A 12,142-nucleotide genomic window follows, 5' to 3' on the forward strand; every position below is an offset into this window, starting at 1 on the left:
AGTATTTTATTATGTACAGAAATATTATCGACAAGTTATGAAAACCGTTTCTTTTTTTTTTCAAAAAAACCTGTCAAAACTTTGACAGGTCAATATTTTATTGATATTGCATTACTTTTTGTGCTTTGTAGGCTACGTCAATCATCGCACCACCAAGACATTCTTCTCCATCATAGAAAACAACAGCTTGTCCGGGAGTAATTGCTCGAACAGGTTCGTCGAAATCAACGGTTACTTTATCACCATTAACGTGAATAGTTACTCCTGTATCTTCTTGGCGATAACGGAATTTTGCTGTACAGTGAAGGTCAAAAGTTTCTGGCATTTCTCTGGTAAAGCTCAAATCGCTTGCGTCAAGACTTGTTGAATAAAGGTGTTCATGATGGAAACCTTGTCCAACATAAAGGGTATTAGTAGTTAAGTCTTTACCAACAACAAACCATGGGTCACTTGTTAATTGACCGTGTTGTCCACCGATACCAAGACCACCACGTTGACCGATTGTATAATACATCAAACCGGCATGATTTCCCATTTCGATACCGTCAAGTGTCATCATTTTACCTGGTTGAGCTGGTAAATATTCTCCAAGGAACTTTTTGAAATTCTTTTCACCAATGAAGCAGATTCCTGTTGAATCTTTCTTCTTAGCAGTTGCAAGTCCTGCTTTTTCAGCAATCTTACGTACTTCAGGCTTTTCCAAATGTCCCAATGGGAACATTGTTTTCTTGAGTTGTTCTTGGGTCAATTGACTTAAGAAATAAGTTTGGTCTTTGTTGTTGTCCGCACCACGTAACATATGAACGATACCATTTTCATCTGTACGAACTTGGGCATAATGACCTGTTGCGACGTAGTCTGCTCCTAATTCCATAGCATAATCTAGGAAAGCTTTAAATTTAATTTCCTTATTACACATGACATCAGGATTTGGGGTACGTCCAGCGCGATATTCAGCGAGGAAGTATTCAAAAACACGGTCCCAGTATTCTTTTTCAAAATTGACTGAGTAATAAGGAACGCCAATTTGATCAGCTACTGCAGCTACATCTTTGTAGTCTTCAGTGGCTGTACAGACCCCATTTTCGTCGGTATCATCCCAGTTTTTCATGAAGACACCAATAACATCATAACCTTGTTCTTTAAGAAGCAAAGCTGTGACTGAGCTATCGACACCACCGGACATTCCGACAACGACACGTGTTTGTGCTGGACTCTTACCAGACATAAGTTGAGTATGTGTGTTATCCATTAATTTTTCACCATCTCTTTCTATTTTGATTTTGAAAAGAAATAAAATTGCTGACGAAAAAAACTAGACGATTTCGTCAGTAAATTTTTTCTTTTCAAGTTAGACAAAATATCAGTTGAAGGCTGACTTTTGTAAATGTTGCAGTTGAAGGCTGAACATTAATAGGTAACTGGAATATTATAACACATTGCCTAAGTAAAAACTAGCCTTTGAATAAAAAAAGTAGTCAAAAAAAGTGGTATAATGTCATAATGATTAAACATAGTGAAAATCCTTTAGTTTTCAATACAGCTATTGGAACAAAAAAACGTAATGAAACAGTTGTACCTAAGGAAGTTCTTTGTCCTTTTTGTGATGTGGAAAATCTGACAGGTATTTTAAAAACTTCTGACCATAAAATTTGGTTAAAAAATAAATTTCCAACACTTAAAAATTCAATGATGACTGTGATTATTGAGTCTGATGAACATCTAGGTGATATTTCTACTTATGGTGTGGAAGAAAATCGTGAGGTTTTTTCTTTTGCTTTTGAATGTTGGGATGAAATGATTCAATCTGGCAAATATCAATCCGTTTTGATGTTCAAAAATTTTGGTCCTCGCTCTGGCGGAACATTGCGCCACCCTCATTTGCAAGTCGTTGGCTTAGAAGAAACTGACGGTTATGCTCAAATTGCAAAAGAAAATTTTGAAGGAGTCGAAATCAAAAAAATGGTCTGACTGTTACTTTGTCTACTCGACCTATTATGGGCTTTGTGGAATTTAATGTTATTATTTCTGAACTTGAAAATGTTGAAAAATTGGCTGACAATGTTCACGGGATTACCTCTTATTTAATGACAGACTATATGAATGGGCGTTGTGATTCTTATAATCTCTTTTTCCATCATTTCGATGATAAATATATTTGTAAAATTGTTCCTCGCTTTATTACTTCTCCTTATTTTATTGGTTATAAAATCCCGCAAGTCAATGGAATTGAAGCATTAGAAGAAATTGCTGACGAGATTAGAAATCGTTTAGATAAAAAGTACTGACAGGTTTGTCAGTATTTTTTTAATACACTTAATATAAGTTTGATTTTTGTATCTTTGGTATAATAGAAATATGAAATTTATCAAGAAAAATAAATGGGCACTTCTTGCAAGTTTTTTTATTCCATTATTATTAATGGTTATCGTTCTTGCAATGACTGGGATTTATTGGGGGAGTTCACGGTCAATTTTGGCTGGGGATGCATATCATCAGTATGTCGCCATTCATTCTCTCTATCGTAATATTTTACATTCGGGCGGTTCTTCTGGTTTCTTATATACTTTTACCAGTGGTCTCGGCCTCAATCTTTATGCTTTTTCGGCTTACTACATGGGAAGTTTTCTCATGCCACTTACATTTTTCTTTGATGTAAAATCAATGCCTGATGCTTTATATTTACTGACCATACTAAAATTTGGCTTGATTGGTCTATCAGCATTTGTCAGTTTCAAAAACATGTATCAAAAGCTTTCTAAATTGATTGTCTTGTCAATAAGTACAGCTTTCGCACTGATGAGTTTTTTGACCTCACAGCTTGAAATTACGATGTGGTTAGATGTTTTCATTCTCTTGCCTCTAATTATTTGGGGACTTCATCGCTTAATGGATGAACGAAAACGCTGGCTTTATTTCGTTAGTTTATTGATTCTATTTATCCAAAATTATTATTTTGGCTTTATGGTGGCTATTTTCTTAGTGCTCTATTTCTTGGCACGGATGACTTACGAAAAATGGTCTTGGACAAAAGTGCTTGATTTTGTGGTTTCTTCTGCTTTAGCTGGTCTGTCCAGCCTAATCATGCTCTTACCCATGTATCTTGATTTGAAGTCTAATAATTCCGATGCTCTTTCAACTTTGTCAGGTGTCTTTACAGAAAATTCTCATCTTTTTGACCTTTTCGCTAAGAATTTTGTTGGCACTTATGATACTACTCAATTCAATGCCATTCCAATGATTTATGTTGGAATGATGCCTTTAGCTTTGGCTATTCTCTTCTTTTTCACTAAAAGTATTCGTCTCAGAAGTAAATTTGCCTTTCTAGGAATCATTGCTTTCTTTGTTGCTTCATTTTATCTTCAAGCTTTAGATTTACTATGGCAAGGGATGCATTCACCAAATATGTTCTTGCACCGCTATGCTTTCTTATTTAGTTTGCTTCTTGTTTTAATGGCTTTGGAAACTCTATCTCGCTGGGAGGAAATAAAGACTTGGCATATTTTGACTATTAGTCTTTTTCTAATTACAGGTTTTCTTGCTACTTTAATTTTTGGACACTATAAATATGTAATGACTTCTCAAGTTATGTTGACTTTCTTGTTTGGTCTTGCTTATTTAATCTTGTCTATTAATTCTGTTAGGAAATGGATTTCAGCTCATCTATTTGTCATTATCCTCTTTGTTTTCATGACTGTTGAAGCTGGTGTTAATGCCCTTTATCAGGTTCAAGGAATACAAAAAGAGTGGAATTTTGCTAGTCGTGATTACTATAATACCCAAGTGAATTCTATAGAACCGATTGCCAATAAGGTGAATGAACTTACTGGTTCTGGTTTTGCCAGAATGGATAACACTGTTCCTGATACAGCAAATGATGGCATGAAGTACAATTTTAATGCACTTTCCCAATTTTCATCTGTTCGTAACAGCAACGCCAGTTCAATCATGCGTCAATTAGGTTTTCACACTGACAGTACTTATTTGAATTTACGTTATCCTGGGAATACATTACTGATGGATTCGATTTTTGGAATTAAATATAATATAAGCCAAGCTCAACCTCCAAAATTTGGATTTTCACCAGTTTCCAATGCTCTCAGTAATTTGAGCAAAAACTCAAATGCGATGGGTCTTGGTGTCTTCGTTCCCAATGGATTTGAAGATGCTAAATTCACTGATAAAGCTCAAGCTAGCAGCTTTATTAATAATCAAACAGCTTTAGTTAACGCTTTGACAAAATCGAAAACTACATTCTTTACTCCATTTTACACGACCAGTGAAGAAACTGCTGATAAAATCACGGGTGCTGGCAATTCTGTTACTCTGACTCGGCCAAAAACTTCTACAGCTACTGATGTTTCAGTCACCTACGGAATTACCGTGGCGGCAAATAGTCAAATTTATTTATCTGTTCCCAATATTACTTATCTAAATAGTAATGCTGAAAATACATTGATTACTATTTCTGATGTTTCCAATCCAAAAATGACACGTTCTCTCAATAGTTATTACGTTGGTACAAATGATACTGGCTCCTTCTTGAATTTAGGAAGTTTCAGTAAGGAAACTAAGCTAAAAGTGACCTTAGCATTTCCGGAAAATTCACAAGTTACTTTTGATACCACTTCATTCTGGCGTCTGGACACTGAAGCTTATCAAAAAGAAATGGCACTTCTACAATCTCGTAGTCCTAAAACAGAAATGATTAAAAACGGGGTTCGCATGACTTATAGAGAAAAAGAAAAGGGCGATATTTTCTTGACAATTCCTTATGATAAAGGCTGGTCAGCAAAAGTTGATGGAAAAAAAGTGGCTGTCAGTAAAGCTCAATCTGGTTTTATGAAAGTTAGCGTTCCTGCTGGCAGTCATCGTCTTGAACTAAAATTCTTCCCTAATGGACTAAAAGAAGGAATCATTTGCTTTATTTTAGGAATTCTGTTATTTATTGGTTACAACTATTTTACTAATAAACCTAAAAAATCTGGAGGAACAAAAAATGAAAGCTAAATCAATTATCCCCTTTACGCTCGGAATCCTAGTTGCTGTCAGCATCCCTGTTTCCTATTCTTTAAAGACCAAACATTTTGAAGTCAATTTCAAAAAAGGTGGCTTGCTTGACCCAGAATTGTATAAAAAATAAGACAGATTGTCTTTAAAAAATTCTGTCAGTAAATTCTAAACAAAAAAACGTTGATTATTCAACGTTTTTTATTTTTGTTTTTGTCAAAAGTAAGGAATTCAAAATAACAGAAACTGATGATAAACTCATTGCCGCTGCAGCGAGCATTGGATTGAGTAATCCAAAAGCTGCAAGCGGAATGCCAATGACATTATAAACGAAAGCCCAAAAATAATTTTGCTTAATTTTAGAAATTGTTTTTTTAGCTACTTCAAAGAAAGTGGAAATTTTATGAAGCTGACCGCTAGTAACAGTCACATCACCAGCTTCCATAGCTATATCTGACCCAGTTGCCATTGCCAGCCCAACGGTCGCTGATGCTAAAGCAATAGCATCATTGATTCCATCACCAACCATCATTGAATTTGGGCTATTTTGCACAATTTCTGCTTTTTCTTCAGGTCTTAAACCACTTTTAACTTCATCTAAATGAACAAGTTTTTGAATTTTTTCTGCCGAATTTTGATTATCTCCTGTCAACATAACAGTCTTTAGACCACGTTTTTGCAAGGTTTGAATTGTCTTAAGCGCATCATCTTTGAGACTTGAACTAAAAACAGCCATCGCTAATAATTTTTCTTTATTTGCCAAATAAATGACCGTATCATCTGTTTCTGGGACTGACAGATTTAAGTCTGTCATTAATTTATCATTGCCCGCAAAATATTCCTGACCATTAATTTTAGCAGAAAGTCCACGACCCGCAAGTTCTGATAAATCTGTCAGTTCATATAAATCACCTTGAAATTTAAGAGATTTAGCCAAAGGGTGATTAGAGTGAGCTTCTAGACTAGCCAATAATTTAAACTTATCACTTGCTAGTTTTTCTTCAATAGAATTAAAGCTGTCAGTAACTTTTTCACTTTCTGTCAGCAATTTAAAATCTGTCAGTTCAAATTCACCTGTTGTAATTGTCCCAGTTTTATCAAAAAATACTGCTTTAACTAATCCGGCAAGTTCCAAAGCATTGGCATTTTTAATCAACAAACCATTTTTAGCAGCCAAACCAGTCCCAGAAATAATGGCAGTTGGTGTAGCTAAACCAAGCGCACAAGGACAAGCAATGACCAAAACTGCTACTGAATGCATGATTGCTGTCAGTAAAATTCCACTGACAGCCCAAGTCGCAATGAAAGTTATCAGAGCAATAACTAACACAACTGGCACAAAAATCCCTGAAATCTTGTCAGCTAATTTTTGAATGTTTGGTTTTGAGCCTTGTGCTTCACTCATCATTTTAACCATTCTTGAAATTGTTGAATCATTTAAATCATGAACAACAACCGCTTTAACTTCACCATCTAAATTAATTGTTCCTTCAAAAATGACTTCATCATCCATTTTTACAACAGGTAAGGCTTCACCTGTCAAAATAGATTCATCAAAGGATGCTTTGCCAGAAAGAATCATCGCATCCAAAGGCACTTTCTCCCCTGGCAAAATGCGAATCACTTGTCCCATTTGAACTTCTTCAATCGCTAAATCAGTCGATTCCGTATGAACAAAATTTGCTCGACTAGACATTAATCCAGTAATTGCTTGCGTTGTTTTCTCTTTTGCATTATGTTCTAAAAGTTTACCCATGACCACCAAAGTGATAATTACCATCGATGATTCAAAATTCAAAGCATTCGCTTGGCTCATAAAAACAGCCAAAATCAAACTCGAAAAGTAAGCAACCGAAGTTCCTAAAGCCACTAAAACATCCATATTTGCCGATTTATTTCGCAAAGCATGATAAGCGCCAACATAAAAGCGCCAACCAATAACGAATTGTACTGGAGTTGCCAAAATCAATTGTACGATTGGTTCATGTAAAAACATGACCCAATTTGCATGTACTCCGAAGATATCAGCAAACATTGCAACTACTAAAGGTAAAGTCAAAATTAAAGCAATCCAAAAAGACAAAGCCAAATTTCTTGCTTTTTTTGCAGCTTGACGTGCAATTTTTTCCTGATGAGCTTTGTCATTAACAATGGCTCCATAACCCGCTTTTTCCACTAAGTTAATAATTTCTTGGTCAGAAATATTATCGTCAGCAACAATTTTGGCTTTCTCAGTCGCCAAATTTACCGTTGCTTCCATAATTTTATCTGACTGATTCAATGTTTTTGAAACTGTATTTACACAATTTGCACAGGTCATTCCTGTAATTACAAATGATTGACTCCGCATTTTTACCTCTTCTATATTTTATCTCTAAATATAGTCTACAACCGTAAACGAAAAAAGTCAAGAAAAAATCATCTCCATTTGGGGAATGAAGATGACCTGTTATTATTTAGTAAAACAATATTTGGGGTTTGCTTTACCAATTTCATTCTAGCAAATTTAAATTCAATTCACAAACGAAGTGTTTTTTAAATTACTTTATAACCAGCCTCTGCAACGGCAACAGCCATTTTATCCATATCTGCTGGGGCAGAAAATTTAACTAGTGCTTCATTCTTTTTCAAAGAGACTTTCGCTTTTTCAACACCATCAATAGCTTCCAAAGCATTTGTCACATGCATTACACAGTGGTCACAAGTCATTCCCTCAATTTTTAAAGTTTCTTTCATTTTATACTCTCCTTTTTAAGCAGAAATCTGCTCATGTTCATGTTTGCAAGCACAAAGTCCACTTGTTTCTAAGCAATTACAATGTTTTTGTCCTACCACTTCTTTGGCATTAAGTGATTCTTGCAAAAGTTCAATATCCTTTGCCGTCAAAGTCGATTTTTCAATCATCTCTTGCAAAACATTGACATGTTTCGTTTCACAAACTTTTTGGATCAGACCATCGGCCATTAAATTTATAGCCGTACATTCTTCCATCAATGGACGATAAACAAATTTTCTTCCTTCTTTTTCGGTAGAAAGCATTTCTTTTTTTACCAGTCGACCAAGTAAAGTCTTAACAGTGGCCAATGACCATTCTAATTCTTGGGGGATTTGCGCATAAATTTCATCAACTCGCGCTTCTCCCAGAGACCAAATTACACGCATAACGATTAATTCGGCATTTGATACATTAAATTCTACTTCGTTCATTTTTTCTCCTTTCCCGATTCATTTTCATAAGATAAGTTTACACGTGTAAACACTAAAAGTCAAGTATTCAACCTAAAAAATAAAATTCGAATTTTATCATTCGAATTCTTAAGTTTAATCTTAACCAAATAATTCTTCCATAATTTTACGTCCAGTGGGTGTTTGGGCCAAACCACCCTCAGCTGTTTCTCTAAAAGCAGCTGGTAGAGAACGTCCCACATTATACATGGTATTGACCACCTCGTCAACTGGAATCACTGTTTTAACCCCAGCCAAAGCCATATCAGCTGAAATCATTGCTTGTGACGCCCCCATTGCATTACGGTGAACACAAGGGATTTCAACCAAACCAGCAACAGGGTCACAAATTAAGCCTAACATGTTTTGCAAGACAATAGCAATCGCATAGCCTGCTTGTTCTGCAGAACCACCAGCAGCTAAAACGAGTGCAGCTGATGCCATTGCCGAAGCAGAACCGACCTCTGCTTGGCAACCACCCTCTGCTCCAGAAATCGTTGCATTATTTGCAATCGCAAGTCCAAAGGCTCCTGCTACAAATAAAAATTCCACTTGCTGTTCATGACTCAAGTCTAAAGTTTTAATAGCTGAAGTTAAAACACCTGGCAAACAGCCGGCTGATCCGGCAGTTGGTGTCGCACAAATGAGCCCCATTTGTGCATTCACTTCATTGACGGCAACCGCATCACGAGCTGCTCCTAAGATGAGCTCACCCGAAAGTGCTTTGCCTGATTTAATATAATCATCCATCAATTTTGCATCGCCACCAGTAAGACCTGTAAGTGATTTTTTACCAGCAAGCCCCTTTTTAACAGAATCAAGCATCGTTTCTAGGTTATGTTCCATCATTTCCCAAATTTGTTCACGATTTCGTCCAGTTTGTTCCATTTCAATGGCAATCATTAATTCTATGACCGAGGAATAATTTTTAGAATCCTCGATTAATTCTTCTATATTTTTAAACATATTTATTCCTATACTGCTTTTAATTAAAGAAATTAACGGCGTGCAAACGAGGAATAAGTTTCATTTCCTCAATTACTTCCTTAACATTTGGTGTATCAACTTCTAAAATCATAATCGCTTTTTCACCCTTAGCTTCTCTAGTTACATTCATTTGTGCGATATTAATTTGATGTTCTGAAAGGACACTAGAAACTCTAGCAATCATCCCTGGAACGTCTTCATGAATGACCACAAATGTCGGAACACTAGCCGAAATTGCGATATCAAATCCATTCAATTCTGTCACTTGAATCATTCCACCACCGATTGAAATTCCAGTCACGGTCATTGTTCGATCCCCTTTTTTGGCGAATAAACGTGCGGTATTGGGATGTTCTGCTTTTTCTTCTGGATGTGGAACATAAGAAATTTCCATTCCTTGTTCAAAAGCAAGCTGAGGCGCCATTGGCAGACGTTCATCATCTGTATCCATTCCTAAAACACCTGCAACAAGAGCAACATCTGTTCCATGACCCCGATAGGTTTTAGCAAAAGATTCATAAAGATGGATCTCCAATTTTTCTGGAAGTTCACCGAAAATAGAACGTACAATTTTACCAATTCGAGCAGCACCAGCTGTGTGCGAGCTTGAAGGTCCAATCATCACTGGACCAATGATGTCAAAGACACTTTTATATCTTAAATTATCCATTTAAACCTCAGTTCTTACAAAGATAGTTTTTAAACTATCTTTTATCTTCAAATATCATAACATAATTTTCAAGCTTTTTCAGGCAAAAAAAAATATCTCCGCAGAGCTATTTTCTATTGACGTCCTTTGTAAATTGAACGCGATTGACCATACCATATTTTGGTTAGCCATCTTTGAATCCAAGGTTGAACCCATTTATCTAAACCAAATGAACGACCTGAACCATTCATAAGTGCAATTGCCACTGGAATAAACCAAATGTTAACCCAGTAGAACATTCCTGAAAGTGAGAACATAACAGTCAATGCGGCTGTTGCTGCTGCTGCAATCCAAGTGAACAATCCAAAAATAAGGGCAAGTGCAAGGAAGATTTCAACAATTGACATGAATTTTTGCATGAACAATGCGACTTCACGGTTTGGAATCATAAACTTAAAGATAGGTTCCATCCAATGTGGCACTTTGTCAAAAACAGTCATTGGGTCAGAACCGTAAGCGTACGAGAGACCCCATTCAGTTGCTTTATGAGCAGCTTCGCCACCACCACTTGAAGCGGCCGTTGTTGCTGCGCCTGTAGCACCTGCGGCTGCATCGGCTACACTAGAACTTGATGAAGCAGCTGTTGAAGCGCCTGCGGCTGCGTCAGCTGCTTTTGGTGCTTCTTGCAACCATGAGAATGGGAATTTAAGGTCATTTGTAAACCAAGAACCTTTACCAAACCAAGTCGTTGGGTTGAAGTATTGACCATCACCGACAATTTTCTTAATTGCTTCGGTAAACCAAACCACACCATAGAAAATACGAAGTGGAACAGCCCAAAGTACATTTCCTTGACGTGAAGTATGACCACGCATAAAGTTACGATTATCTTTTACGCGGAAGACTTCATCCAAGGCATAACGCCAGAAATAATGTGCTGAACGAATTTGTAAAGTATAGATAAAGTAAACAATATTCTTCATCAACATTGCCCAGAAACCAGTTAGACGCATGCTACCGATTTTGGCAACTCCCCAAGTTGAACCAATTGAAACCATTGTTCCTTGGTATTTACTTTCATGTTTATGTTTGCTTCCACCATTGATGTCTGCAAGAATATTTGCCGCTGCTGTGTGTGCTGTTTGTTCCGCAGCTTCAACGATTTGTGGTGTTGGACGACCAGTATCTGGTTCAATATATCCTGAAACGTCACCAGCAACATAAATCCCTTTTCCTTCAAAACCAACAGCTTGCATGTATTCATTTGCTTGAAGACGATGTCCACGTTCTGTTTCATTAAGGTCTGTTTTTGCAGCTGTATTTCCTTGAACACCAGTTGTCCAGATTAATGTGTGAGTTGGAAGTTCTTTGGCAACTTTTTCTTCGTCACGCCCACCAACATTTACTTTGATATGATCTTTTGCTACTTCAACAATACCGTGGTTTGTTAAAACGTGAACATTTTTCTTTTCAAGATATGCATGAGCTTTATCTGCTTGTTTACGGTCTAAAGTATTAAGGATTGTTGGCATCATTTCAACAACGTTGATTGTGATTTCTTCTTCAGGTATTTTCCAATCTGTTGAAACTTTTTTACGCCAATCAATCAATTCACCTGCCATTTCAATCCCAGTAAATCCTGATCCGGCAACTGAAATTGTTAAAAGAGCACGGCGTTTTTCATCATCAACTTCTGTTGATGCATATTGGACGATTTTTTCCAAATGACGTTTGATTCGCATTGCATCTTCAAGTGACCAAAGTGTAAACCCGTGTTCTTTAACACCAGGAACTCCAAAGTCATTTGGTTCGCCACCAAGGGCAACAATGACATAATCATAGCTATAACGACCATGTTTTGTGATTACTTGTTTGTTTTCTTTGTCAAGACTGACGACAGAGTCAGTGACAAGACTAACGTTTTTACGTTTTCCTAAAAGCTTTTGGAAATCATATTGTACAGTTGTGAATGGAACACGTCCTGCTGCAACTTCGTGAAGTTGAGTCATGGTTGTGTGGTAACTATGTTTGTCAATCAGTGTGATGTCAGCATCTGCTTTGAGCTTTTTAGAAAGCTCACGCGTCGCATGTACTCCTGCAACACCACCACCGATGACTACGATTTGTTTCTTAGTCATTTAGAATGGTTCTCCTACTAGTAATATAATAATAACGTCAGGCACTATTATATCCTTTTTAGAGCAATTTGTAAACTGTTACACAAGAAAAACTTTTCCAAATTTTTTTATGGAAAAGTTTTATATTTATATT

Annotated in this window: 9 protein-coding genes and 1 pseudogene; 3 read left to right on the plus strand and 7 right to left on the minus strand. The window is 36.5% G+C overall.

The window, feature by feature from the left end:
• Positions 1-97: 97 nt before the first annotated feature.
• A complete protein-coding gene (gene mnmA, locus MHB61_RS04510; protein WP_003132592.1) occupies positions 98-1,228 on the minus strand; it encodes a tRNA 2-thiouridine(34) synthase MnmA in 1,131 nt (376 codons plus the stop codon).
• 275 nt (positions 1,229-1,503) lie between these two features.
• On the opposite strand from mnmA, the pseudogene MHB61_RS04515 reads away from it, so the two are divergent.
• The 3 genes and pseudogenes from MHB61_RS04515 (at position 1,504) to MHB61_RS04525 (ending at position 5,143) form a co-directional block, all read left to right on the plus strand.
• A pseudogene (locus MHB61_RS04515) lies at positions 1,504-2,288 on the plus strand (DUF4931 domain-containing protein).
• Positions 2,289-2,358: 70 nt separating this feature from the next.
• Positions 2,359-5,010 (plus strand): YfhO family protein, encoded by a 2,652-nt coding sequence (locus MHB61_RS04520; RefSeq protein WP_014570486.1) that lies wholly within the window; start codon positions 2,359-2,361, stop codon positions 5,008-5,010.
• Positions 5,000-5,143 carry a hypothetical protein gene (locus MHB61_RS04525; RefSeq protein WP_003132587.1) on the plus strand — a complete coding sequence of 48 codons (144 nt, stop codon included), beginning with the start codon at positions 5,000-5,002 and terminating at the stop codon, positions 5,141-5,143. The genes MHB61_RS04520 and MHB61_RS04525 overlap by 11 nt, the downstream gene beginning before the upstream one ends.
• A gap of 54 nt (positions 5,144-5,197) precedes the next feature.
• Here MHB61_RS04525 and MHB61_RS04530 read toward each other — a convergent pair whose 3' ends face one another.
• From MHB61_RS04530 to MHB61_RS04555, 6 genes are all read right to left on the minus strand, one after another.
• Entirely contained in the window at positions 5,198-7,360 is a 2,163-nt protein-coding gene (locus MHB61_RS04530; protein WP_003132586.1) for a heavy metal translocating P-type ATPase, read from the minus strand.
• A 185-nt stretch (positions 7,361-7,545) separates the two neighbouring features.
• The gene (locus MHB61_RS04535) at positions 7,546-7,746 is read right to left on the minus strand and encodes a heavy-metal-associated domain-containing protein (protein ID WP_003132585.1); all 201 of its coding nucleotides are present in this window, start codon (positions 7,744-7,746) and stop codon (positions 7,546-7,548) included.
• Positions 7,747-7,761: 15 nt separating this feature from the next.
• Positions 7,762-8,217 (minus strand): CopY/TcrY family copper transport repressor, encoded by a 456-nt coding sequence (locus tag MHB61_RS04540; protein ID WP_003132584.1) that lies wholly within the window; start codon positions 8,215-8,217, stop codon positions 7,762-7,764.
• A 120-nt stretch (positions 8,218-8,337) separates the two neighbouring features.
• Positions 8,338-9,201 carry an L-serine ammonia-lyase, iron-sulfur-dependent, subunit alpha gene (sdaAA, locus tag MHB61_RS04545; protein WP_014570485.1) on the minus strand — a complete coding sequence of 288 codons (864 nt, stop codon included), beginning with the start codon at positions 9,199-9,201 and terminating at the stop codon, positions 8,338-8,340.
• Positions 9,202-9,220: 19 nt separating this feature from the next.
• A complete protein-coding gene (sdaAB, locus tag MHB61_RS04550) occupies positions 9,221-9,892 on the minus strand; it encodes an L-serine ammonia-lyase, iron-sulfur-dependent subunit beta (RefSeq protein WP_137015905.1) in 672 nt (223 codons plus the stop codon).
• A 113-nt stretch (positions 9,893-10,005) separates the two neighbouring features.
• On the minus strand, positions 10,006-12,009 hold the full coding sequence (locus tag MHB61_RS04555; RefSeq protein WP_003132579.1) for an NAD(P)/FAD-dependent oxidoreductase: 2,004 nt from the start codon (positions 12,007-12,009) through the stop codon (positions 10,006-10,008).
• Positions 12,010-12,142 lie beyond the last annotated feature (133 nt).

Origin of the sequence: Lactococcus sp. FSL K6-0773 (assembly GCF_038006485.1) — a bacterium.
In the GTDB taxonomy this organism is placed as follows: Bacteria; Bacillota; Bacilli; order Lactobacillales; family Streptococcaceae; genus Lactococcus; species Lactococcus lactis.

Bases quoted from the DNA above. Each gene is read 5' to 3' on its own strand.
- mnmA (WP_003132592.1), bottom strand. From the start codon at position 1,228: ATGTCTGGTAAGAGTCCAGCACAAACACGTGTCGTTGTCGGAATGTCC.
- MHB61_RS04520 (WP_014570486.1), top strand. From the start codon at position 2,359: ATGAAATTTATCAAGAAAAATAAATGGGCACTTCTTGCAAGTTTTTTT.
- MHB61_RS04525 (WP_003132587.1), top strand. From the start codon at position 5,000: ATGAAAGCTAAATCAATTATCCCCTTTACGCTCGGAATCCTAGTTGCT.
- MHB61_RS04530 (WP_003132586.1), bottom strand. From the start codon at position 7,360: ATGCGGAGTCAATCATTTGTAATTACAGGAATGACCTGTGCAAATTGT.
- MHB61_RS04535 (WP_003132585.1), bottom strand. From the start codon at position 7,746: ATGAAAGAAACTTTAAAAATTGAGGGAATGACTTGTGACCACTGTGTA.
- MHB61_RS04540 (WP_003132584.1), bottom strand. From the start codon at position 8,217: ATGAACGAAGTAGAATTTAATGTATCAAATGCCGAATTAATCGTTATG.
- sdaAA (WP_014570485.1), bottom strand. From the start codon at position 9,201: ATGTTTAAAAATATAGAAGAATTAATCGAGGATTCTAAAAATTATTCC.
- sdaAB (WP_137015905.1), bottom strand. From the start codon at position 9,892: ATGGATAATTTAAGATATAAAAGTGTCTTTGACATCATTGGTCCAGTG.
- MHB61_RS04555 (WP_003132579.1), bottom strand. From the start codon at position 12,009: ATGACTAAGAAACAAATCGTAGTCATCGGTGGTGGTGTTGCAGGAGTA.